Origin of the sequence: Streptomyces sp. NPDC127084 (assembly GCF_042724175.1) — a bacterium.
In the GTDB taxonomy this organism is placed as follows: domain Bacteria; phylum Actinomycetota; class Actinomycetes; order Streptomycetales; family Streptomycetaceae; genus Streptomyces.
In genome coordinates this window covers 42,404-65,697 of sequence record NZ_JBHXFA010000001.1, presented here as the reverse complement: position 1 = coordinate 65,697, position 23,294 = coordinate 42,404, and the positions used below count along the sequence as shown (strand labels likewise).

Sequence of the window (23,294 nt, the reverse complement as noted above, 5' to 3'; positions counted from 1 at the left end):
CGAGGCCGGCGGGAAGGGGGTCCCACCGGCCTGCCGTGCCTGTCAGGTGCTCAAGTGCTCAAGTGCTCAAGTGCTCAGGTTCTCAGGACACCTGCGCCTTGTCGTACAGCGTCTTCGCGTCATTGCCGAAGTACGGACCGAACATGCGGTTCGGGATGAAGACATAGCCGAAGCTGTTCACCGACGCCTGGAGACCGGTGCCGGCCGACTCGTTGAAGCCGGCGAACCAGGGGCCGCCGCTGGAGCCGCCGGTCATGTTGCACGCGACTCCGTGGTCCTGGGTGAACAGCCAGTCCTTGGAGCTGTTGCCGCTGCAGTAGATGAGCTTCGACCCGTCGTACGGGGACGCGGCCGGGAAGCCGAAGGCGTACATCCTCTGGTTGTAGCCACCGTTGAACTGGAGGCCCTGTGCCCCGGTGACCGCGGTGAGCTTCTGGCCGTTCAGCGGGGCGAGGACAGCGGCGCCGATGTCGTAGTTGATGTCCTCCGTGGCCTCCCACTGCGGTGTGGTCAGTGTCTTGGAGGCGGTCCACTGGCCGTAGGGCGCCTGGCCGTTGGCGTAGGCGGGCACGAAGATCCAGTTGGTGTGCCAGCTGCCCTGGTATTTGACGCAGTGCCCGGCCGTCATGACCGTGCTGGCGTTCTGGCTGGTCACGGCGTTGGCGGAGCAGGACGCCGTACGGCCCTGGAAGGTGAAGAACACCCGCCCCGAGGTCTTCACCACGGCGCCGCCACCGGTCCAGGCACCGCCCGTGTGCGGGAAGGCGGTGGGAGCGGCCGAGTCGGCGGAGGCCGAGGACGCTGTGGCGGCCGTCGGGGCGACGGTCGTTGTCGTACCGCCAGGTTTCGGCGTCTTGAGCTTCTTAGCCTGGCTCGGCGTGAGCAGAAGGTCGAGCGGGGTGGCGCCGCGCATGCGGTCGGCGGTCCAGAAGGTGCGGGCCTGCTGCTGTTCGGCGGCTGATGCGCCCCGGGTCGGCACGGGGGCCGGGGCCTGGGCGGCTGCGTTGGCGGAGGCGGCGGTGGTCAGGCCGCCGGTGAGCAGAGCTCCGGCGGCTAACAGAATCCCTGCGGCTGTGCGATGGCGTCTCACGCATGTCTCCTTCTGCCGGGGCAGGTGGGGGATGAGAACGGTGCGGAATGCCGTGCGTGAGGCAGAGTGCCACGGAGGCACTGGTTCTGTCAGGAGCGCGTCAGGTTCTTGGTGCGTGAGCGATGCACGTAAAGAGCGCCTTCAAGCGCGTGTTTCATCCGAGCGGCTTCGCGAAACAGCGACTGAGGTCGGTGTGGCGGTAGTGGCCGAATTTCGCGCATGCCTCGTATCCGCTCGACGTGTAGAGCGCGATCGCCTCCGGCTGCTCCGTGCCGGTCTCCAGCACCATCCGAGTGCGTCCCGCCGCCCGAGCGTCGGCCTCCAGCAGCGCCAGGATCCGCCGGGCGAGACCGAGGCCGCGGGCCGCCGGCACCACGTACATGCGCTTGATCTCGGCGTCGCCGTCCGAGTAACCCTCGTCGTTCTCGTCCTGGCTTCGCCAGCCACCTGTGGCCACCGGCCGCTCCTGCTCGTCATAAGCGAGCAGATAGAGCCCGCGCGGCGGGACGAACATCCCGGCGGCGAGCGGGGTGGCATCCCCCTCGTCTCCGCCGTACCGCGTGACGTACTCGAGCTGAACCTCGTCGTTGAGCTTGACCGCGTCGGGATGATCGAAGACGGTCGGCCGGAATTCCATGCGACTGATCGTACATTTTTGTACGAGGTGTCTCGGCTACAGTGCCGGGATGCTCACAGTGACCTCCGTAAACGTGAACGGTCTGCGCGCCGCCGCCAAGAAAGGCTTCGCCGAGTGGCTCGCGGGTACATCCGCCGACGTCATCTGCCTCCAGGAGGTACGCGCCGAAGCGCACCAGCTCCCCGACGAGGTGCGTGAGCCCGAGGGCTGGCATGTGACCCATGTGCCCTCCACCGCCAAGGGCCGCGCCGGTGTCGCCGTCTACTCCCGGCGCGAGCCGGACGCCGTACGCGCCGGATTCGGCAGCGAGGAGTTCGACGGCACCGGAAGGTATGTGGAGGTCGACCTCCCCGGTGTCACGGTGGCCAGCCTCTATCTCCCCTCGGGCGAGGTGGGCACCGGGCGGCAGGACGAGAAGTACCGCTTCATGGCCGAATTCCTCCCTTATATGAAGGCCCTGAAGGAGCGGTCCGCGGCGGACGGCCGTGACGCCCTGGTCTGCGGCGACTGGAACATCGCCCACCAGGAGGCCGACCTCAAGAACTGGAAGGGCAACAAGAAGAACTCCGGCTTCCTCCCCGAGGAGCGCGACTGGCTCAGCCGCGTCTACGGTGACGGCCCCGACGGCGCCGGCTACGTGGACGTCGTCCGCGCGATGCACCCCGACCAGGAGGGTCCGTACTCCTGGTGGTCCTACCGGGGCCGCGCGTTCGACAACGACACCGGCTGGCGTATCGACCTGCTTGTGGGCACGCCCCGTCTGGCCGAGAAGTGCGTCAAGGCGTATGTGGAGCGGGCGGCGAGTCATGGAGAGCGCTGGAGCGACCACGCGCCGGTGACAGCGGTCTTCGAGGTGTAGCGGTCCATGCCGTGAGCCCGGAACCCGGCCCGGAGCGGGCCGGTTCCCGGCAGGGGGCGGAGCGTGCGCTGGACGCGCCGGTTCCGTGGCACGTCGGCTTACGGGTCGGTGCCCGCTGTGTCCGTCGCGTACGCCTCAGTCGCCTTCGTCAGGTGGTTCGGGAGCCGGTTCGCCCTGCGATCCGCCGGCGGCAGGCTCCTCGCGCAGTCGCCGGTCCAGCGCCATCGACAGCTCCGCGTCCACGACGCTCTTGGCCAGCGGGCGCAGCCGGGCGATGTCACCGCCGGTGGCATGGGTGCGCAGCAGGTCAGTGAACAGCGCCGCCAGGGCCTCCGCGTGGATGCGCACCTCACGGCCGGCCGCGAGTACCGCGGCCAGCGGGACACCCTCCTTCACCAGGGCCGATGAGACGTCGAGCAGCCGGCGGCTGATGTGGACGATCTCCTCGCCGTCGGTGGCCAGATAGCCGAGGTCGAGCGCGGCTGCGAGGTTCTCCGGGGTGACCTCGCCGTCCTCGAAGTAGTCGGCGAGGGCTTCCGGGGTGAGTCGAACCGGGGTCTCCTCGGTGGGTTCGCCGAGGCCCAGCATCTCGCCCACGTCCCGGCCGCTGTCGAAGGCCGCGGCGAGATCGGCGATACCGCTCAGTGTGTGCCCACGCTCCAGCAGCGCCGCGATGGTGCGCAGCCGGGCGAGGTGCTGGGTGTCGTACCAGGCGATACGGCCCTCTCTGCGCGGCGGCGGTATCAGTCCGCGCTCGCGGTAGAAACGCAGGGTGCGCACGGTGATGCCGGCCTCCTTGGCCAGCTCCGCCATGCGGTATTCGCGGGTCATCCGCGGCTCTCGCTATCCTCGCGCTGCTCGTCCGTCACGTCGCCAAGCGTATGTTGTACCGCCGGTAACTTGTTCGGTCCGCCCCCTACCGCTGGGTATGCGGAGGCTCTACTCTCCCCACCATGCCAGTGATTGCTGGCGGATTCGATGGGGTTCGAGAATGTCTTTCGACGAATGTCCGCGGTACGGCGGGACGGGAGGGGCGGCGGCATGAGCGAACAGCAGCACGAGCACGTACGCGTGGCGGTGATCGGATCCGGATTCGGCGGCCTCGGTGCGGCGGTCCGGCTGCGCCGGGAAGGTATCACCGACTTCGTGGTCCTGGAACGGGCCGACTCCATCGGCGGCACCTGGCGTGACAACAGCTACCCCGGCTGCGCCTGCGACGTGCCCTCCCACCTCTACTCGTTCTCCTTCGCCCCCAACCCCGACTGGCCGCGCGCCTTCTCCGGCCAGGAGCACATCCGCGCGTATCTGGAGCATGTCGCCGACACCTTCCGGCTCCGCCCGCACATCCGGTTCCGCCACGAGGTGACGATGATGCGCTGGGACGGCGACGCCCTGCGCTGGGAGATCGAGACCACCGCGGGCACGCTGACCGCCGATGTGGTGGTGTCGGCCACCGGGCCGCTGTCCGACCCCAAGATGCCCGAGATCCCCGGGCTCGCCGGGTTCCCCGGCAGGGTCTTCCACTCCGCCCGCTGGGACCACGACTACGACCTGCGCGGAAAGCGTGTCGCCATGGTCGGCACCGGGGCGTCCGCGATCCAGATCGTCCCGGCGATCCAGCCGCAGGTCGAGCACCTCACGCTGTTCCAGCGCACCCCGCCATGGGTGATGCGCCGGATGGACCGGCGGATCACCACGGTCGAGCGGCTGCTGCACCGCCGACTGCCGGCCACCCAGGCGGTACGCCGCGGACTGCTCTGGGGCATCAGGGAGTTGCAGGTCAGCGCCTTCACCAAGCGGCCCAACCAGCTCGGTCTGATCGAGTCGCTCGCCAAGGCCAATATGGCGGCGGTCGTCAAGGACCCGGAGCTGCGGGCCAAGCTGACCCCCTCCTACCGCATCGGATGCAAGCGGATCCTGCTGTCCAGCGACTACTACCCGGCGCTCACCAGACCCAATGTGGACGTCGTGGCCTCGGGACTGGCGGAGGTGCGCGGCAGCACCGCCGTCGCCGCCGACGGCACCGAGGCCGAGGTCGACGCGATCATCTTCGGCACCGGATTCCATGTCACCGACATGCCGATCGCCGAACGGGTCGTAGGCGCCGACGGCATCACGCTCGCCGACGCGTGGAAGGGCGGGATGCAGTCGCTGCGCGGAGCGACGGCGGCGGGCTTCCCCAACTGGATGACGATCATCGGACCCAACACCGGTCTGGGGAACAGCTCAATGATCCTGATGATCGAGTCCCAGCTGAACTACATGGCCGACTATCTGCGCCAGTTGAACGTCCTCGGGGGCCGTGTCGCGCTCGCCGCCCGCCCCTCGGCGGTCGGCGCCTGGAACCGGCACGTACAGGCACGGATGCGGCGGACGGTGTGGAACACCGGTGGCTGCACCAGCTGGTACCTCGACGCGAGCGGCCGCAACACCACCATCTGGCCGGGCACGACGGGGGAGTTCCGGCGTGAGACCCGGGAGGTGGACCTCGCGGAGTACGAGGTGATCCGCCCTCCGCGTACGCCGCGCGAACCTGCCGGAACCAGCTGCGCGACGACCTCCGCGGCCGGGGCCGCCGCCGCGGCGCACGATGACCTGACCGCGGGGGAGGCGCAGTGAGCCGTCTGACGAAGCGTATGGGCCCGGCCGTGGCCCCGCCCGTCGCCGTCCGTGAGCTGACCGCGGTCTCCGCCGACGGCTCGCGCATCCATGTGGAGCTCCATGGACCCGAGGAGGCACCAGCCGTGGTCCTCGCCCACGGCTGGACCTGCTCCACCCATTTCTGGGCGGCCCAGATACGGGACCTCGCAGCCGACTTCCGCGTGATCGCCTACGACCAGCGCGGCCACGGTCGCAGCCCGGCCGCCGCCCGCGGCCGCTACACCACCGACGCGCTCGCGGACGACCTGGAGGCGGTGCTCGCCGCCGCGCTCGAACCGGGCACCAAGGCGGTGCTCGCCGGGCACTCCATGGGCGGGATGACGATCATGGCGGCGGCCGGGCGGCCCCGCTTCACCGAGCACGCGGCGGCGGCCCTGCTGTGCAGTACGGGCAGCTCACGGCTGGTGCACGAGGCGCTGGTGGTGCCGATGCGCCCGGGCCGGATACGCACCCGGCTGACCGCCGCGATCCTCGGCTCGTCCGCGCCGCTGGGTCCCGTCACCCCGGTCTCCAAGCGGATCCTGCGGTACGCGACCATGGGCCCTGCCACCGCTCCCGAGCGGGTCGCCGAATGCGCCCGTATCGTGCACGCCTGCCCCCGGGAGACCCGGGTGGCCTGGGCCGCTGGGGTGCTGGGTGACGTCGATCTCGGCGCCGGTGTCAGGCGGTTGAACATCCCGGCCGCCGTGCTCGTCGGCACCACCGACCGGCTCACGCCTGTCGTCCACGCCCGGGCGATCGCCGACGCGCTACCGCAGTGTGTGGACGTGACCGAACTCCCGGGTATGGGCCATATGACGCCGGTGGAGGCCCCGGAGGCGGTGACCGGCCTGATCAGGTCACTCGCGGACGTCTACCTGGACGGACACGCGGACGTATCCCAGAAGACAGAGGAGCAGGCGGTATGAGCAGGGTCGCTCTCGAAGGGCAGGTCGCCGTCGTCACCGGAGCGGCGCGCGGAGTCGGCGAGTTGCTCGCCCGCAAACTTTCGGCGCGCGGCGCCAAGGTCGCGCTGGTCGGCCTTGAGCCGGACGGGCTGAAGAACGTCGCCGAGCGGCTGCACACCGACGCGCACTGCTGGCACGCCGATGTCACCGACGAGGTGGCGATGGCCCAGGTCGCCCGGGAGGTCAAGGAGCGGTTCGGGAAGGTCGACATCGTCGTCGCCAACGCGGGCGTGGCGTCGGGCGGACCGTTCGCCGAATCCGATCCCGCCGCGTGGCGCCGGGTCGTCGAGGTCAACCTGATCGGCAGCGCGGTGACCTGCCGTGCCTTCCTGCCGGTGCTGCTGGAAAGCCGCGGCTACTTCCTCCAGATCGCCTCCCTCGCCGCCATCACCCCGGCACCGATGATGTCGGCGTACTGCGCGTCCAAGGCGGGAGTCGAGGCGTTCGCCCACAGCCTGCGCGCTGAGGTCGGCTACCGGGGCGTCGGGGTCGGGGTCGCGTATCTCTCCTGGACCGACACGGACATGGTGCGCGGAGCCGACCAGGACGAGGTGATGCGGGAGTTGAGGCAGCGGCTGCCTTGGCCGTCGAACCGCACCTATCCGCTCGGTCCGGCCGTGGACCGGCTTGTCGCGGGTATCGAACGCCGCTCGGCGCATGTCTACGGGCAGTGGTGGCTGCGGGGCATGCAGTCCGTACGCGGCTATCTGCCTGGACTGATCGCGGTCGCAGGACAGCGGGAGATGAAGCGCTTCGCGCCCAGGCTCACCGGGGTGGGCAAGGGCCTTGTGGGCGCGGGCGGTGCCGCTGACGAGCAGGAACGTACGCAGCGTAACTGATCGAAATGCGTAGAGTGTCCGTGCGTGCCAGGCTGGTCGAGGCCGGGGCGCTCCGCAAGGGGCTCCCCCCGGCCGGGCGGCTCCTCAGGAGCCCCTTCACCTCTCGGACCCTTCTAGGAGTGAACCAGATGGGTATTCAGGACCAGTTCAAGGACAAGGCCTCGAAGCTCGCCGACCAGGGCAAGCAGAAGCCGGGCAGCAAGGGCAGGCCCTCGGAGCCGCAGCGGCCCCAGTCGCCGCAGCGCCACGAGCAGCGCTCCCCGCAGGAGCACGCCGCCCAGCAGCAGGGCCGGGCGAAGCAGATGCCCCGCGAGATGGGCGACCAAGGCCGTCGTCCGCGGCACGAGGCGCACGAGCCGCACGAGCCGCAGAGCCGCATCCCCCGGGACCACGACGCCTGACCAGGCGGTCGACCGCGGTTCGCGGTGAGGTAGTACGAGGCTGACGCGAAGAGGCGCACCCAGTGCACGGGGTGCGCCTCATTGGCGTTCTCCCGGGTTCTGCGGGGTGGCGGGGGCGGGGGGCGGGTAGCGGGTTCGCCACCCGGTCCGCCGCTGAGGTCTTTGTCAAACCGGACCACGGCGGCCTGCTTATCGGCCCGACGTGATCCGCGAGGTCCGGCGGCTCTTCGAGGCCGACCCGAAGCTCGGCGTCATCGGCTTCCGCGTCGCCGACGAACAGGGCCGCACCGAACGCCGCTGAGTGCCCCGGCTGCGCGCCGGCGACCCGATGCGCGGGGGACTGGTGACCGCTTTCCTGGGCGGCGGACTGCCCTTTCCGTGCCGATGCTCAGGCGACCCGGCCTCTGGGCAGCGGAGTTCCTCTTCGGACGCGAGGAGCCCGACCTGGCCTGGCGCGCGCTCGACCAAGGGTTGCCAGGTCGGCCGCCGCTGCTCTGACCGCGGGTGCACCGCGTCCATGCCGGGGTTCGGAGGCGGCGGCCCGGCCGCGGGCTCCGCGATCGTGAGCCCGGTGGTCAGCCCCGCGGAGGCAGTTTCGGGCGCCGCAGGTCCGGCAGGTCGTCGTAGCCGGGAGGGGTCGCCGCCGGGTGTTCCTTGAGGCGGTCGAGGGCTACCCGGACCGCTGTGTCAAGGTCGGTGCGTCGGCCCTCGGCCCAGTCGAGCGGGGGGCGTTCGGCGAAGATGTCCGGCTCGACGCCGTGGTTCTCGACGCCCCAGCCGTATGCGTCGAACCAGGCCGCGTTCATCGGGACCGTGATCACCGTGCCGTCGCCGAGGCGGTGGCGGCCGGTCATTCCCACGACGCCGCCCCAGGTGCGCTGGCCGACGACGGGGCCCAGACCCAGCAGTTTGAAGGCGGCGGTGATCATGTCGCCGTCGGAGGACGTGGCCTCGTCGGCGAGGGCGACGACCGGGCCGAGCGGAGCGGTGGACGTGTACGAGACGGGCTGGGCGTTGCGGGTCAGGTCCCAGCCCAGGACGGGGCGGATCAGCTTCTCCACGACCAGCTCGCTGATGTGGCCGCCCGCGTTGCCCCGGACATCCACGATCAGTGCCGGGCGGGACACCTCCATCCGCACGTCGCGGTTGAACTGCGCCCAGCCCGAGCCGCCCATGTCGGGGATGTGCAGATAGCCGCACAGCCCGCCACTCACCTCGCGGACCACCTCGCGGCGCTTGGCCACCCAGTCCTGGTAGCGCAGCGGGCGATCGTCCACCAGCGGCACGATCGCGACCCGGCGTGGGATGCCCTCGCCGCCCGGGGGCTGGAAGGTCAGCTCCACGGTGGTGCCCCCGGCCGCGGCCAGCAGCGGGAACGGGCCGGCCACCGGGTCCACCGGGCGACCGTCGACGTGGGTGAGTACGGCGCCCTCGCGGATGCCCGTACCAGCCAGTGGGGAGCGGGCCTTGGAGTCGGACGAGTCGCCGGGCAGGATCCGGCTTACCGCCCAACCGCCGTCCCGCCGTGTCAGGTTGGCGCCGAGCAGGCCCATGGCCCGCTGGTAGTGCTGCGGGCCCTCATTGCGGCGGGCAGGGGTCACGTACGCGTGCGAGGTGCCCAGCTCGCCCAGGACCTCACGCATCAGATCGGCGAACTCGTCGGGTGACGCAACCCGTTCGACCAGTGGACGGTACTGGTCCAGCACCCCGGCCCAGTCGATCCCGCACATCCCCGGGTCCCAGAAGTACGCCCGGATCAGCCGCCCGGCCTCCTCGTAAGCGCCACGCCACTCGGCGGTCGGGTCCACGTCGTGCAGGATGCGGCGCATGTCGATGTAGACGGTGGAGTCCCCGTCGCCCGGCTCGGTCGCGGGCGCGGCGCGCAGATCACCGTCGTCCATCACCACCAGCCGGGTCCCGTCGCCGCTCACCGCGAACCCGTCCAGGTGCGCGACCAGTTCGGTCCTACGGGCCTTGGGGATGTCGAAGTACTCCAGTGTCGGGCGGGTCGACGGGTCGGCCGGATTGGCGAACGTCTCACCCAGCGCCCCGGAGATCGGCCAGCGCAGCCAGACCAGGCCACCGCCGCTGACCGGGCACAGCGCCGAGTACTTGGACGCCGACACCGGGAACGGGGTCACCCTGCTCCCCAGGCCCTCCACCTCCACGATCGCCGCGCCCTCGCCGGAGTCGGTGTCGTCCGGGTCAAGCCCGCCCGCTGCGGGGCGGCCGTCCGGGAGCAGGGCGAACGGTGACGGGGTCGCCGACGACAGCGGGACCAGATAGGGGCGGCAACCCAGCGGGAAGGACAGGTCGCCGGTGTGCACGTCGTACACCGGGTCGAAGCCGCGCCAGGAGAGGAAGGCGAGATAGCGGCCGTCCCGGGTGAAGACCGGATTCTCGTCCTCGAAGCGGCCGTTGGTCACGTCCACGATCGTGCGGGGGCTGGTGCCGTCCGTCCGGGCCATCTTGATCTGGCGCAGGGTCCGGCCGATGCCGGGGTGCGACCAGGTCAGCCAATTGCCGTGGGGGGAGAAGGCGAGGTCCCGGACCGGGCCGTTGTCGGAGCGGATGAGTTCGGTGAGCCGGGGGTCGCCGTTCTCGGTGCCTTCGCCGGTGCCTCCGTCGGTGCGGTCGCCGACACCGACACCCGTGTCGCCGCCGGTGCTTTCGGACCCGTCGTCGCCATCCCCATCGCCGCCGTCGGTACCCGCGTCCGCGTCCGTCTGCCCGGGGGTCGCGGCCGAGGCGCCCGCCTCCTCCGTCACATCGAGCAGCAGCAGCCGGCCGTCATGCGACGCGATGGCCAGCCGCTCACCCGCCGGGTCCGACTTCACCTCCAGCACCCGGCCGAGCTTCCCCGAAGCCAGCCGCCGGGCCGGCCGGTCGCCACTCGCCCGCGGCAGGTCCGCGATCTCGATCGCGTCCTCTCCCTCCGCGTCGGTCACGTATGCGATCTGCGCGCCGTTGCCCAGCATCACCGGCAGGCGCACCCGCACTCCCGGAGTGTCCGCGATCGTCCGCGCCGGGCCGTCGCGGTGGGTCAGCCAGTACAGGCTGCCGCGCACCGAGACCGCGCTGGCCCGGCCGGTGGTGTCCACCGCGACAGCCGAGACATGACTCGCGGCCGGGACCTGGTACGGCCGCCGCCCGGCGCGCGGACCGCCGAGGCGTACTTCGAGCCTGCGCGGCTCGGCACCGGCGGCCAGGTCCTCGACGATCCACAGCTCGCCCGCACACTGGTACACGACGCGCTGCCCGTCGCTCGACGCGTGCCGGGCGTAGAAGGCGTCATGGTCGGTGTGGCGGCGCAGGTCCGTGCCGTCGGGCAGGCAGGAGTAGATGTTGCCGACGCCCTCGTGGTCGGAGAGGAAGGCGATCCGGCCGGCCACGAACATGCAGGAGTCCAGATGGCCGCCGATGTCCGGCAGCAGCCGCTCGCCGTGCAGATACAGCCGTCCCATCGCCCCGCCGCGGTAGCGCTTCCACGAGGCGGGCTCATGCGGGGGCTTCCCGGTGAGCAGCAGGGTGCGGTGCGAGTCGTCCACATCGGCGACGGCGATGTCGGAGACCGGTCCCCAGGGCAGCCGTCTTCCGGGGTCGCCGTCCGTGGGCACCTTGTAGGCCCAGGAGAAGTACGAGAACGGCTGGCCGTGCGAGGAGACCGCGAGGATGTTTCCGTCGGGGTCCCAGCCGCACACCCGGGTGTCGGTGGAGCCCCAGTAGGTGAGCCGCTGTCCCGGTCCGCCGTCCACCGGCACCAGGTGGATCTCGGGATCCAGGCTGCGCCAGGTCGTGTACGCGATCCGGCTGCCGTCCGCCGAGAAGCGCGGGTGGCCGACCCTGGTCCGGTCCACGGTGAGCCGCCAGGCGCGATCCGGGCGTACACCCTCCGGGGCCAGAGGGGCGATCCAGAGATCGTCCTCGGCCGCGAAGCACAGCAAGTCGGCGTGCAGATGCGGATAACGGAGGTACGCGAGGTCTTCGCTCACCCCCCAATGCTTTCCGGGTGTGCGGGGCCCGGCAACTCGTGGGAGGGGGCGTGTTCGGGCAATCCCCGAGAGCACGGATGCGTGGCCGGGGGTGTGGTCCGGGCGTTGGCGGGGGTCGCGGCATCGAGATGTGGCCGAGGACACGTACGAAACGGTTTCGTTTCGCTTGGCGGCGGGGATATCTTCTTACTGTACGAAACAGTTTCGTTCGGGAGGTCCGCATGACCACGGCACGCACCAGGCTTACGCCGGAGCGCGAGGCCGAGCTGTACCGCGCGGTGCTCGACCTCCTGTGCGAAGTCGGTTACGACGCCCTGACCATGGACGCCGTGGCCGCGCGGACGCGCTCCAGCAAGGCGACCCTCTACCGCCAGTGGGGGAGCAAGCCCGAGCTGGTGGCCATGTCGCTGCGCAACAGCAAGCCGGTAGACGTCTCCGAGATCGACACCGGCAGCCTGCGCGGGGACTTCCAGGCCATGGTCGCGCTCTCCGACCACTGCCAGATGGAGCGGGACACCGCGCTGATGCGCGGCCTCTCCCGGGCGGTCCACGAGAACGACGACCTGCTCCAGGCGCTGCGCGAACTGTTCATCGAGCCCGAGATCACCGGACTCGACGGGATGCTGCAACGGGCGATCGACCGCGGGGAGATCTCCGCGGACAATCCCGCGCTGAAGTTCCTCTCCCACATGCTCGTCGGTGCCTTCGTCGCCCATCCGCTGATCCAGGACGAGCCGATGACCCCGGCTTTCCTGCACAGCTACCTGGACGCCGTGGTGCTGCCCGCCCTGGGTCTCCCCGCCCAGGACGTCTGAACCACCGGATCCATCTCCACCCACACAAAGTCCCACCTGACGCGTCACCGCTCACGTCGTCGGCTGGTCATCTCCGCCTGCCCATCCGCTGTCCCAACGACCTGACCGGGAGTCCGCACTCGTGGCCACGTTCCTCTACAAACTCGGGCGGTTCGCCTTCAGGCGCCGCAAACTCGTCGCACTCGTCTGGGTGGCCCTGCTCGCGCTCGCCGGCTTCGCCGCGTCCGCCGCGCCCGCCGCCACCTCCAGCTCCTTCTCCATGCCGGGTACCGAGGCCCAGAAGGCCTTCGACCTCATCGACGAGCGCTTCCCCGGAACGAGCGCCGACGGGGCGACCGCGCGGGTCGTCTTCAAGGCGCCCAAGGGCGAGAAGATGACCGACAAGGCCAACAAGGCCGAGGTCGAGAAGGCCGTCGCGGATCTGAAGACCAGCTCCGACCAGGTCGCCAACGTCGTGGACCCCTACCAGGTCAAGGCGATCAGCCAGGACCGCACCATCGTCTACACGCAGGTGTCCTACAAGGTCAGCGGCATGGAGCTGGACGAGAAGGACCGCGAGGCGCTGACCGAGGCCACCGAGCAGGCCAAGGACGCCGGGCTCACCGTCGAGATCGGCGGTGACGCGCTCCAGGCGGCGCCCGAGACCGGCGCCGGCGAGGTCATCGGTGTCGCCGTCGCCGCGGTCGTGCTGGTCATCACCTTCGGCGCGCTGATCGCCGCCGGACTTCCGCTGCTCACCGCGCTGATAGGTGTCGGCATCGGAGTCTCCACCATCACCGCCCTGTCCGGCGTGCTCGACCTGGGCTCCACCACCGCCACCCTGGCGACGATGATCGGCCTCGCCGTCGGTATCGACTACGCGCTGTTCATCGTGTCCCGCTACCGCGCCGAGCTGGCCGAGGGACGCGACCGTGAGGAGGCCGCGGGCCGGGCCACCGGTACGGCCGGATCGGCGGTCGTCTTCGCCGGACTCACCGTCGTCATCGCGCTCGTCGGACTGGCCGTCGTCAACATCCCGATGCTCAGCAAGATGGGCTTCGCCGCGGCCGGCACGGTCGTGATCGCCGTACTCATCGCGCTCACCCTGATCCCGGCGCTGCTCGGCTTCGCGGGCAAGCGGGTGGTCGGCCGCAAGGCGCGCAAGGCTGCCGCCGCTGCCGCCGCTGCCTCCACCGAGCACGGCGAGGCCGACAAGCACGCCGCCGAGAAGCCCAACATGGGCACCCGCTGGGCCAGGTTCGTGCTGCGGCACCCCATCGCCGTGCTCCTCGTGGGCGTCGTGGGCCTCGGAGCCATCGCCGTACCCGCCGCGTCGCTCGAGCTGGGTCTGCCGGACGACGGCTCCCAGCCGACCAGCACCACCCAGCGCAAGGCGTACGACCTGCTCTCCGACGGTTTCGGCCCCGGCTTCAACGGCCCGCTGCTCGTGGTCGTCGACGGGAACAAGGCGGAGGCGGACAGCACCGCCAAGAAGATCTCCAAGCTCGACGGGGTCGCGGCCGTCGTCACCCCGGCCACCTACAACAAGGCCGGCGACACCGCGATGATCACGGTCATCCCGAAGGACCGGCCGAGCTCGACCGAGACCGAGGAGCTGGTCCGCACCATCCGCGACACCAGTGGTGACAACGTCCAGGTCACCGGTGCCACCGCGATGAACATCGACTTCTCGCAGCGGATGAACGACGCGCTGGTGCCCTACCTCGCGCTCGTCGTGGGCCTCGCCTTCCTGCTGCTGATGGTGGTCTTCCGGTCCATCCTCGTTCCCCTCAAGGCGGCGCTCGGCTTCCTGCTCTCCGTGGTCGCCGCGCTCGGTGCGGTCGTCGCGGTCTTCCAGTGGGGCTGGCTCGGCTCGCTGTTCGGTGTCGAGCAGACCGGTCCGGTGATGTCGATGATGCCGATCTTCATGGTCGGCGTGGTCTTCGGACTCGCGATGGACTACGAGGTCTTCCTGGTCACGCGGATGCGTGAGGCGTACGTCCACGGTGAGCGGCCCGGCCAGGCGATCGTCACCGGCTTCCGGCACGGGGCGCGGGTCGTCACCGCGGCTGCGGTGATCATGATCGCGGTGTTCGCCGGTTTCATCGGCTCGACCGAGCAGATGGTGAAGATGATCGGCTTCGGTCTGGCCATCGCCGTCCTGTTCGACGCGTTCATCGTGCGGATGGCGATCGTGCCCGCCGTACTGGCTCTGCTGGGCGGCAAGGCCTGGTGGCTGCCGCGCTGGCTGGACAAGGCGCTGCCGAGTGTGGACGTGGAGGGCGAGCGGCTGCAGGCGATGGACGGCGAGCAGGCGGCCGACGGTGACCGCAACGAGGGCGAGCGTGAGCTCGTACGCGCCTGAGCCGGCATGGAACAGCCTGATCAGCCCTGATCAGCCCTGAGCCGGCCTGCGCCGACGGCACGCAAAAGGTGGCCGCCTCCGTCACGATCCACTGACGGGAGCGGCCACCTTCGCATGCGTCAGGCGCAGAAAACGCAGCAGGGGCAGTGAGTCGAACTGGACCACCGCGACCCCGTCAGGGGAGTGCAGCTCGACCACCACCTGAGCCCGTCCGCAGGGCCAGACCGCGACATCCCCGCGGCGGGCGGGGGCGCGCAGCCCGCTCTCCAGCAGATCGCGGCGGAAGCTCCAGTCGCTGCCCCCCGGGAAGACGACATGGACGGAATCGGGGTCATGGGCGCCGTCGTAGCGGAGCGCCACGGGGACCGACCTGTGGTGGGGGGCGTCGCTGACTATCCGGGCTTTCGCGTGCTCTTCGACGGAGGGTGGCTCGACTACCGAAGACATCGGTCAGCTCCTCACGAGTGACAAATGTTTAGAAATGTTTGTCATTTAATGTCCTATATTTTCGCTCCGAAACCTCGACGTGTCATCTGCTCCTGTGAATCTGGCGCTCTTGCAATGAACTCGCAATAGGGAGCATTATCGGACGGTTGCCCGGTCAGGACGGCCGGAACCAGATCCGAGTCCAGTCCCGAAAGCGGAGCCCGCCATGCATGTCCCCGACGGATTCATCGACCTGCCCGTCTCGGCGGCGGCCGGCGTCGTCGCCGCAGGAGCCGTCGCCGTCAGCCTGCGCGGTGCGCGCCGGGAGCTCGACGCCATGAACCCCGGCACGGACCTCGGAGCGGGCCGCACCGCCCCGCTCGCCGGTCTTGTCGCCGCCTTCATCTTCGCCGTCCAGATGCTGAACTTCCCGGTCGCGGCAGGCACCAGTGGCCATCTCCTGGGCGGTGCCCTCGCGGCGATACTCGTCGGTCCCTACACCGGCATCGTCTGCATGTCCGTCGTCCTGCTGCTCCAGGGCGTCCTGTTCGCCGACGGCGGCCTCAGCGCGCTCGGCGTCAACACCACGATCATGGGCGGCGTCACGGTGGTCGTCGCCTACGCGCTCTTCCGGGGCCTGCTGAAGGTGCTGCCAAAGCGGCGCAGCTCGGTGACCGCGGCCACGTTCATCGCCGCGCTGGTCTCCGTGCCCGCCTCCGCCGCCGCCTTCACGCTGGTCTACGCGATCGGCGGCACCACCGACGTCCCGGTCGGTACCGTGCTGACCGCCATGGTCGGCGTCCATGTGCTGATCGGTATCGGCGAGGCCCTGATCACCGCCGCGACCGTCGGCGCGGTACTCGCCGTGCGCCCCGACCTCGTCTACGGCGCCCGCGGGCTGGCCACTCCGCTCAAGCTGCGGGTCGGCGGCGAGCTGGTGGACGCCGCCCCCGCAGCCGCCCCGGCCGCGAGGCCCATCGCGTCCGCCCGCCCGGTATGGATCGCGGGCCTGCTCACCTCGCTCGTCCTGGCCGGATTCGTCTCCTTCTACGCCTCGGCCAACCCGGACGGCCTGGAGAAGGTCGCCGCCGACAAGGGCATCGACAAGAACGTCGAGGAGCACGCGGCGGCCGACTCCCCGCTGGCCGACTACGGGATCAAGGACGTCGAGAACGTAAGGCTCTCCGGCGGTCTGGCCGGCTCGATCGGCGTCGGTGCCACGGCGGCGGTCGGCACCGGACTGGTCTGGGCGGTCAAGCGCCGCCGCAAGGACGGGACCGAGGCGGCGGCGGGCGCCGCAGCCGAGGCTCCGGCGCACAGGGAATCCGTCTGACATGGGTGCGGGGCACAGCCACAAGCTGTACCGGCACGGGGACTCGCAGGTGCACCGGCTGCCCCCGCACTGCAAGATCGCGGCTGCCCTCGGCTTTGTGATCGTGGTGGTCTCCACCCCGCGCGAGACGGTCTGGGCCTTCGCCCTGTACGCCGTGCTGCTGGCCGCGGTCGCGGCCGTGGCCCGTATCCCCGCGGGCCTGATGCTGCGCCGACTGCTGGTCGAGCTCCCGTTCGTCGCGTTCGCCCTGCTCATGCCGTTCGTGGTGCCGGGCGAACGCACCGAACTGCTCGGGATCTCGCTCTCCGTACCCGGACTGTGGGGCGCCTGGAACATCCTCGCCAAGGCGACCCTGGGCGTCGCCACCTCTGTGCTGCTCGCCTCCACCACCGAGCTGCGCTCGCTGCTCCTCGGGCTCCAGCGGCTCAAGCTGCCGCCGCTGATGGTGCAGATCGCCTCGTTCATGATCCGCTACGGCGATGTCATCACGGACGAGATGCGGCGGATGGCCATCGCCCGCCGCTCCCGCGGCTTCGAGGCGCGGGGCGTGCGCCACTGGGGCGTGCTCGCCAAGTCCGCCGGAGCGCTGTTCATCCGCTCCTACGAGCGGGGCGAGCGGGTGCATCTCGCCATGCTCAGCCGTGGCTACCGGGGCACCATGCCGGTGATCCACGAAGTGACGGCCTCCCGCGCGCAGTGGGCGTACGCCGCCGCACTCCCCTGCGCGGCGCTTGCGGTCTGTCTGCTTGGGTGGACCCTATGAGTTCCCCGTCCGATCCTCTGCCGACCCCCCCGCAGTCCTCGCCGTGCCCCCCGTCCCTTGAGGTGCGCGGGCTCGCCTACGCGTACCCCGACGGCCACCAGGCACTGTTCGGGGTGGACCTGGCCATCGCCCGCGGCGAGCGGGTGGCCCTGCTCGGGCCGAACGGAGCAGGCAAGACCACCCTGGTCCTGCACCTCAACGGCATCCTCGGCGGTGGCGTGGGCAGCGTCAGCGTGGCCGGGCTGCCGGTCGGCAAGCAGCACATGGCCGAGATCCGCCGCAAGGTCGGCATCGTGTTCCAGGACCCGGACGACCAGCTGTTCATGCCCACGGTCAGGGAGGACGTGGCCTTCGGCCCGGCAGCGGCGGGACTGCGCGGCGCCGAGCTGGAAGCGCGGGTACGGGCCGCGCTCGACCGGGTCGGTATGACCGAGCACATCGAACGCCCGCCGCACCACCTCTCCTTCGGCCAGCGCCGCCGGGTCGCCGTGGCCACCGTGCTCGCCATGGAGCCGGAGATCCTGGTTCTGGACGAGCCCTCGTCCAACCTCGACCCGGCCTCGCGCCGCGAGCTCGCCGACATCCTGCGCTCGCTGGACGTCACCGTGCTGATGGTCACCCACGACCTGCCCTACGCCCTGGAGCTGTGCCCTCGTTCGCTGATCCTCAGCGCCGGGGTGATCGTTGCGGACGGCACGACCCGGGACCTGCTCGGCGACCCGGACCTGATGCGGGCGCACCGGCTTGAGCTGCCGTTCGGCTTCGACCCGAGGTCCGTCCCGGCCAGGGCTTAACCGGACCGGAATCGGTTTCCGGACGTTCCCGTTGCACCATGGTGCTCGGGCCAGGAGCTGAGAGCACGGGGCTCGGGAGTACAGGGCTCGGGAGTACGCCGGAACGACGGGGAGCGTGGCACGTGGACGTCCAGGGCACGGTGGCGGACGGTTTCGAGCCCGTCCGGGACGCGTTCGTGCGCAACTTCGAGCAGCGCGGTGAGCGCGGCGCGGCCGTCGCCGTCTACCGGGACGGCCGCAAGGTCGTGGACCTGTGGGGCGGCACCCGCGATGTGGACGGCACCGCCCCGTGGGCCGTGGACACCGCCCAGGTGGTGCGTTCGGCGACCAAGGGCGTCGCCGCGTCAGTACCGCTGCTGCTGCACCAGCGCGGGCAACTGGACCTGGACGCCCCGGTGGGCACGTACTGGCCGGAGTTCAAGGCCGCGGGCAAGGACCGGGCGCTCGTACGGCACCTGCTGGCGCACCGCGCCGGGGTGCCCGTGCTAGACCGTCCGCTGACCGCTGCCGAGGCCGTCGACGGTACGTCCGGGGCGCTGGCGGTCGCCGCACAGCCACCGGCCTGGGCGCCCGGCACGGACCACGGCTACCACGCCCAGACGTACAGCTGGCTGCTGTCCGAACTCGTCCGCAGGGTCACCGGCCGCACCATCGGCCGCTGGATCGCCGAGGAGATAGCCCGCCCGCTCGACCTGGACTTCTGGGTGGGTCTGCCGTCCTGCGAGGCGCACCGCGTGGGCCGTATCGGCCCGGTCGCCGAACCGCCCACGGCGGCGGGCGGCGGCCTGAAGCTCCGACCCAAGCGGTCCGTCGCCGACGCCTACAGCGACCCGGAGTCCCTGACCCGGCGCGCCTTCGGCGCCATCGACCCGCTCCCCGACGAGAACGACCCCGGCTACCGCGCCGCCGAACTCCCCGCGTCTGCCGGCATCTCCACGGCCCGCGCCCTGGCCCGCTTCTACGCGGCCACCATCGGCGCCGTGGACGGGGACAGCCACCGCCGCCTGTTCGCCCCGGCGACCCTCACCCTCGCCCGCACCGAGGAGTCGGCGGGCCCCGACCGGGTCCTCGTCATCGGCACCCGCTTCGGCCTCGGCTTCATGCTCCACGGCCCGGCATGCCCGCTGCTCGGTCCCGGCTCCTTCGGACACCCGGGCCGCGGCGGCTCACTGGGCTTCGCGGACCCCGAGTCGGGTATCGCCTTCGGCTACGTCACCAACGGCATGCGCAAGGGCGTCACGGCGGACCCGCGCGCCCAGGCACTGATCCGGGCGGTGCGCACGGCCACCGGTTCTCCACCCGTGCGGTGAGTTGTGTGACCGCCGTCGTCAACCAGCTCTCAGCATCAGCCCGATACCCACCACCATCAGCCCCGCCGCCACGATACGGGGGCCGCCGAAGCGCTCCTTGAAGAACAAGGCGCCTATCGCCGCGCCGACGATGATGGACGACTCGCGCAGCGCGGCCACCGGGGCCAGTGGGGCGCGGGTCTGGGCCCAGAGCACCAGGGTGTACGCGATGAGCGACAGGACCGCCCCGAGGAAGCCGCGGCCCACATGCGGGCGCAGCCGGGTCAGGAGAGTGCCGCGGAAGCGGTACCAGGCGTAGGCCGGGATCAGCAGGCCCTGCATGGCCAACAGCCAGGCGACATACCCGATGGGGGTCCCCGACGCCCGCACGCCGACGCCGTCCACGACCGTGTACGCGGCGATCGACAGGCCCGTGGCGAGCGCCGCCAGCAGTGCGGGCCAGTGCGGGCGGGTGCCCGAGCCGCGGATGCCCCAGAGGGCCACCCCGGCCAGGCCGGCGGAGGCGACCGCGACACCCGTGAGCATCCAGGGCGTCAGGCGCTCGCCGACGAAGAGCACGGCGGCCACGCTCACCACCAGCGGGGCCGTACCCCGGGCGATCGGGTACATCTGGCCGAATTCACCGAGTGTGAACGACCGCATCAGCAGGGCCTGGTAGCCGATGTGCAGCAGGACGGACGCGATGAGGTACGGCCAGGCGGCGGCACGCGGCAGCGGGGCGAAGCAGGCGGTCACCGCGGCGATCACGGCCGAGCAGCCCCCGATGAGGGTGAACGCGAGAAGCTGGTCCTTGATGGACTTCGCAAGCGCGTTCCAGCCCGCGTGGGTGAAGGCGGCCAGCAGCACGGCCGCCGCGACGACCGGGCTCACGGGCGCTTCACCCCGCCCCGCGTAGTGGAGAACGGGGGCTGGGCGGGGTACTCCGACGAAGCACTCATGGCCCGACGCTAACCCTCATCGGTACGGGCCAGGTGCCCGGGGCAGATCCGATCCGGTCCCATCCGGCTCGGCACCCGGCGGCGCTCAGTCCGCGTTCAGGACCTCCGCCACCAACGGTCCCGCCGCGTCGCTGCCGTGGCCGCCGGAGTCGACGACCGCCGCCGCCGCGAGGTCGTCGGCGTAGGCGGTGAACCAGCTGTTGGATGTGGTGTTCCCGTCCACCTCGGCCGAACCGGTCTTCGCGCCCTTGTTCCCTTCGACCCGCGCCATCGCGTCCGCGGCCGTGCCGCTGGTCGCGGTCAGTCGCATCATGGAGCGCAACTGCCTGGTCACGGAGTCGGGCAGGCTGCGTGCGGCGGTGGCGCGTTTCCGGCCGTCGAGGTCCAGCGGCACGATGATGGGCTGTTTGAAGGTGCCGGTCTTCGCGGTCGCGGTGATGGACGCCATGTTCAGGGCGTTCATCTGGATGGTGCCCTGCCCGATGTACTGGGCTGCCGCGTCGCCCTGGGTCTCCTCGGGCACGCTTCCGTCGACGGAAGGTATGCCGGTCTTCCATTCGAGCCCGATGCCGAACACCTCGCGCGCCTCCTTCGCCAGCGCGGCGTCGTCGTCCACCTCGTTGATCAGTTTGATGAAGGCGGTGTTGCACGATTTGGCGAAGCTCCAGGCGAAGGACTTCCCCTTGATGTTCATGTTGTTCAGGTTGTGGAAGGGTGTGCCGTAGTAGGTGGCGTTCGGTTTGCACTGGCCGATGCTGTCGGCGTTGACGACGCCTCTCTCGATCAGCATGGCCGCTGTGGCGATCTTCATGGTCGAACCGGGTGCCTGCTTGCCCAGGAAGGCCGCGTTCCAGCGTCCGTCGCGGTTGTTGGCGACCGCCCGCACGTGCCCGGTGCTCGGCTCGATCGCCACCACCGACGACTTGTCGTATCGCATCACGGCCTTCTCGGCCGCCGCCTGCACATCGGCATCGAGCGTGGTCGGCAGCTCGCCCGGCTCGCCCTTGACCAGTGTGAGCAGCGTACGGTCCGGAGCGTCCGCCTGGCCGCCCTCGATGACCAGCTCGACGCCGGGCTTGCCGCCCGCCTTGTCGCCGTAGCGCTTGCGCAGCTCATCCAGAACGGGCCCCAGCGAGGGGTACTTCTCCTCCGTCAGCTCCCTGCCCTTGCGGTCGACCGCCGTGATCTGCGGCTCGGCCGCGGTCCCGGTCCGCAGCGACTCCCCCTTGCGCAACTCCGGGTGCAGCACCCCCGGCTGCCAGTCCACCAGCGGCCTGCCCGTGGTCAGTCCGCGTACGACGGTCAGCGAGGAGCTGTACGCCAGCGGCTTGCTGTTCCCCTGGTACGCGACCACCGCCCTGACGGTGAACGGCACCTTCGCGCCCGCCGGCCGGCCCGGTGTCAGCTTCACCTCGCCGATATGCGCGGTGCTGCCGTACCCGGCGAGCGCGGGCTGGGCCTCGGCCGCGTTGTTGGTCAGATCGGCGGCCGCCTCCGCGTCGCCCCGCGCCCACGCCGCGAGGAACTCCTCAGCGGTCTGCTGGATCTCCTCGGTGTCGGGCGGGCCGCTCCGCTCCGACGTGGATCCGGGCCCGGAGGCTCCGTCGTGGCCGTCTTTCCCGTCCGTCAGAAAGCTGTAGGCGCCGTAGGACACCCCCGCCGTGAAGACGGCGAACACCGCGCCGACTACGGCGACTTTCGCTCCACCGCGCATTGCCTGGTCCCTCCCCGTGGCGACGACCCGGTTCGGGCCGGCCGCCTGGCCATGTTGTGAACGCGTTCAAGTGGTCGGGCTCACGATAAGTGGCCTACGGGGCAACCAGGATGGGTGTTACCGGACCGGAATAGGGGCGAGTGCGGGTTTGGCGCGTTTCCGCCCCGGCTCCTCACAAGACGAGCGAATAGCCGGGGCCGTTCATGCGGCCCGGCTGCCTTCATGCGGCCGCGACCTGCGGTCGCCTTGCGTCATCCGCCGGTGGGGGAGGCGGCCTTGCGACGACGGGTGACGACAACGGCTCCGGCGCCGAGCACAAGAGCCACAGCACCCGCGAGGGCGATCGCGGGCACGGTGCTGCCCGCCAATGGCCGCGGTCCCACGTTCACATTGCTCACCATGCGCGTGCAGACAGCTTCGTTAGCCCTATCAGACCGCTGACGCTCGGCCGATGTACGTACCACTGAGCGCGTCTCTCCTGGCCGTTGCACCCGCCACTCCATGATCCTCCGTGAGAGCTTGCGAAGGCATCTCCCCCGGGGGCCTGTCACCCCTCAACGAGCCGTGTGCGAACAAGGAACCGAAAGTAGGCCCCTGCATGAATCCTGAGAACCGGATCCGCTCCGGCCTCGGTCCGCTTCCGCTGCGGACCAAGGTGCTCACCAGCGGTGCTGTGGCGTCGCTGGCGCTCTTCATGGTCGGTTTCGCCAACTCGGCACTCGCGTCCTCGGCCACCCCGCGTCCCTCCGGGGTGGAAGTGAGCGACAAGGGCAAGGCTGGGTGCGCCCCGTATCGCCTCGGCAATGGAGCGTACTTCGTAGCGGATTACGGCGGGGACAGGTGTCGGGGCAAGGCCGGACCCACCGGCCCGAGGGGACACACCGGGGCCACCGGACCCACCGGCTCGACGGGATCCACCGGGGCAACCGGTACCGAAGGTCCTACGGGACCCACCGGGGCAGCGGGTGCGCAGGGTGTGACCGGGCCGACGGGGCCGACGGGTCCCACAGGGCCGACAGGACCCACAGGCGATACCGGACCCGCCGGCCTTATCGGGCGGGACGTGAATGCCACAAGCAGCACCTGCGCTCCCGGTGCGACGTGCTCCACCACGGTGGCCTGCGACGCGGGGAAGGTCCCGACGGGCGGAAGCGTCGTCATCGACGGGGGCAACGGCGTGCTCCGCACGTCCGGGTTCGCCGGCTCCAACGCGTGGGTTGGCACAATCGAGAACACAACCGAGAGTAGCCAGACGTACGAGGTCGCGGTCATCTGCGTGAACCTCTGATCGGTGTCCCGCTGAGGCCACTGCCAGGGCTGCTTCATCGACACTGGTCCGTGTGCGCACACAGGTGATGGGGATCCCGATCGCCTGCTCCCTTCCACCGATGAGGGCAAGGACTACAGCACCCACGAGAGATTCTGTGACGG

The 23,294-nt window shown here is 70.5% G+C and carries 20 protein-coding genes and 1 pseudogene; 13 read left to right on the top strand and 8 right to left on the bottom strand.

Translation table 11 applies throughout. The annotated features are described in order from the left end of the window. Positions 1 to 82: 82 nt before the first annotated feature. Both ACFWI9_RS00295 and ACFWI9_RS00290 read right to left on the bottom strand, forming a co-directional pair. Positions 83 to 1,090: a trypsin-like serine peptidase gene (locus ACFWI9_RS00295; RefSeq protein ID WP_387157804.1), complete on the bottom strand. Its 1,008-nt coding sequence runs from the start codon at positions 1,088 to 1,090 to the stop codon at positions 83 to 85. A 154-nt stretch (positions 1,091 to 1,244) separates the two neighbouring features. After that, positions 1,245 to 1,727, bottom strand: a complete 483-nt coding sequence (locus ACFWI9_RS00290; RefSeq protein WP_387157802.1) for a GNAT family N-acetyltransferase — start codon at positions 1,725 to 1,727, stop codon at positions 1,245 to 1,247. Between the two features lie 49 nt (positions 1,728 to 1,776). Here ACFWI9_RS00290 and ACFWI9_RS00285 point away from each other — a divergent pair, with 49 nt between their 5' ends. Then, a complete protein-coding gene (locus ACFWI9_RS00285; protein WP_387157801.1) occupies positions 1,777 to 2,586 on the top strand; it encodes an exodeoxyribonuclease III in 810 nt (269 codons plus the stop codon). 135 nt (positions 2,587 to 2,721) lie between these two features. Here the strand turns inward: ACFWI9_RS00285 and ACFWI9_RS00280 are convergent, their stop codons facing one another. After that, positions 2,722 to 3,399, bottom strand: coding sequence for a MerR family transcriptional regulator (locus tag ACFWI9_RS00280; RefSeq protein WP_387157990.1), 678 nt, complete (start codon positions 3,397 to 3,399; stop codon positions 2,722 to 2,724). 228 nt (positions 3,400 to 3,627) lie between these two features. Between ACFWI9_RS00280 and ACFWI9_RS00275 the strand changes: the two genes are divergently transcribed. From ACFWI9_RS00275 to ACFWI9_RS00255, 5 genes and pseudogenes are all read left to right on the top strand, one after another. Further along, positions 3,628 to 5,205, top strand: a complete 1,578-nt coding sequence (locus ACFWI9_RS00275) for a flavin-containing monooxygenase (RefSeq protein WP_387157800.1) — start codon at positions 3,628 to 3,630, stop codon at positions 5,203 to 5,205. Next, positions 5,202 to 6,155 carry an alpha/beta fold hydrolase gene (locus ACFWI9_RS00270; protein ID WP_387157799.1) on the top strand — a complete coding sequence of 318 codons (954 nt, stop codon included), beginning with the start codon at positions 5,202 to 5,204 and terminating at the stop codon, positions 6,153 to 6,155. Before ACFWI9_RS00275 ends, ACFWI9_RS00270 begins: the two co-directional genes overlap by 4 nt. Then, entirely contained in the window at positions 6,152 to 7,033 is an 882-nt protein-coding gene (locus ACFWI9_RS00265; RefSeq protein ID WP_387157798.1) for an SDR family oxidoreductase, read from the top strand. The genes ACFWI9_RS00270 and ACFWI9_RS00265 overlap by 4 nt, the downstream gene beginning before the upstream one ends. 128 nt (positions 7,034 to 7,161) lie before the next feature. Continuing rightward, the gene (locus ACFWI9_RS00260) at positions 7,162 to 7,434 is read left to right on the top strand and encodes a hypothetical protein (RefSeq protein WP_387157796.1); all 273 of its coding nucleotides are present in this window, start codon (positions 7,162 to 7,164) and stop codon (positions 7,432 to 7,434) included. Between the two features lie 155 nt (positions 7,435 to 7,589). Further along, a pseudogene (locus ACFWI9_RS00255) lies at positions 7,590 to 7,905 on the top strand (glycosyltransferase family 2 protein); the annotation flags it as partial. Positions 7,906 to 8,009: 104 nt separating this feature from the next. Here ACFWI9_RS00255 and ACFWI9_RS00250 read toward each other — a convergent pair. Further along, on the bottom strand, positions 8,010 to 11,426 hold the full coding sequence (locus ACFWI9_RS00250) for a S41 family peptidase (protein WP_387157794.1): 3,417 nt from the start codon (positions 11,424 to 11,426) through the stop codon (positions 8,010 to 8,012). Positions 11,427 to 11,647: 221 nt separating this feature from the next. Here ACFWI9_RS00250 and ACFWI9_RS00245 point away from each other — a divergent pair, with 221 nt between their 5' ends. Both ACFWI9_RS00245 and ACFWI9_RS00240 read left to right on the top strand, forming a co-directional pair. Beyond that, the gene (locus ACFWI9_RS00245; protein WP_387157792.1) at positions 11,648 to 12,241 is read left to right on the top strand and encodes a TetR/AcrR family transcriptional regulator; all 594 of its coding nucleotides are present in this window, start codon (positions 11,648 to 11,650) and stop codon (positions 12,239 to 12,241) included. A gap of 121 nt (positions 12,242 to 12,362) precedes the next feature. After that, on the top strand, positions 12,363 to 14,585 hold the full coding sequence (locus ACFWI9_RS00240; protein WP_387157790.1) for an MMPL family transporter: 2,223 nt from the start codon (positions 12,363 to 12,365) through the stop codon (positions 14,583 to 14,585). An 81-nt stretch (positions 14,586 to 14,666) separates the two neighbouring features. Here the strand turns inward: ACFWI9_RS00240 and ACFWI9_RS00235 are convergent, their stop codons facing one another. After that, on the bottom strand, positions 14,667 to 15,032 hold the full coding sequence (locus tag ACFWI9_RS00235; protein WP_387157789.1) for an SsgA family sporulation/cell division regulator: 366 nt from the start codon (positions 15,030 to 15,032) through the stop codon (positions 14,667 to 14,669). Positions 15,033 to 15,237: 205 nt separating this feature from the next. On the opposite strand from ACFWI9_RS00235, the gene ACFWI9_RS00230 reads away from it, so the two are divergent. The 4 genes from ACFWI9_RS00230 (at position 15,238) to ACFWI9_RS00215 (ending at position 19,211) form a co-directional block, all read left to right on the top strand. Then, positions 15,238 to 16,344: an energy-coupling factor ABC transporter permease gene (locus ACFWI9_RS00230; RefSeq protein WP_387157788.1), complete on the top strand. Its 1,107-nt coding sequence runs from the start codon at positions 15,238 to 15,240 to the stop codon at positions 16,342 to 16,344. 1 nt (position 16,345) lies between these two features. Further along, positions 16,346 to 17,107 (top strand): cobalt ECF transporter T component CbiQ, encoded by a 762-nt coding sequence (gene cbiQ, locus ACFWI9_RS00225; RefSeq protein ID WP_387157787.1) that lies wholly within the window; start codon positions 16,346 to 16,348, stop codon positions 17,105 to 17,107. Further along, a complete protein-coding gene (locus ACFWI9_RS00220; RefSeq protein WP_387157785.1) occupies positions 17,104 to 17,901 on the top strand; it encodes an energy-coupling factor ABC transporter ATP-binding protein in 798 nt (265 codons plus the stop codon). Before cbiQ ends, ACFWI9_RS00220 begins: the two co-directional genes overlap by 4 nt. A gap of 122 nt (positions 17,902 to 18,023) precedes the next feature. Continuing rightward, positions 18,024 to 19,211, top strand: coding sequence for a serine hydrolase domain-containing protein (locus tag ACFWI9_RS00215; protein ID WP_387157784.1), 1,188 nt, complete (start codon positions 18,024 to 18,026; stop codon positions 19,209 to 19,211). 18 nt (positions 19,212 to 19,229) lie between these two features. On the opposite strand, the gene ACFWI9_RS00210 is transcribed toward ACFWI9_RS00215, so the two are convergent. The 3 genes from ACFWI9_RS00210 to ACFWI9_RS00200 form a co-directional block, all read right to left on the bottom strand. Continuing rightward, positions 19,230 to 20,081 carry an EamA family transporter gene (locus ACFWI9_RS00210; RefSeq protein WP_387157782.1) on the bottom strand — a complete coding sequence of 284 codons (852 nt, stop codon included), beginning with the start codon at positions 20,079 to 20,081 and terminating at the stop codon, positions 19,230 to 19,232. Positions 20,082 to 20,234: 153 nt separating this feature from the next. Beyond that, entirely contained in the window at positions 20,235 to 21,863 is a 1,629-nt protein-coding gene (locus ACFWI9_RS00205; protein WP_387157781.1) for a penicillin-binding transpeptidase domain-containing protein, read from the bottom strand. A gap of 251 nt (positions 21,864 to 22,114) precedes the next feature. Beyond that, on the bottom strand, positions 22,115 to 22,252 hold the full coding sequence (locus ACFWI9_RS00200) for an LPXTG cell wall anchor domain-containing protein (RefSeq protein WP_387157779.1): 138 nt from the start codon (positions 22,250 to 22,252) through the stop codon (positions 22,115 to 22,117). Between the two features lie 674 nt (positions 22,253 to 22,926). On the opposite strand from ACFWI9_RS00200, the gene ACFWI9_RS00195 reads away from it, so the two are divergent. Then, positions 22,927 to 23,151 (top strand): hypothetical protein, encoded by a 225-nt coding sequence (locus ACFWI9_RS00195; RefSeq protein ID WP_387157778.1) that lies wholly within the window; start codon positions 22,927 to 22,929, stop codon positions 23,149 to 23,151. Positions 23,152 to 23,294: the final 143 nt, after the last annotated feature.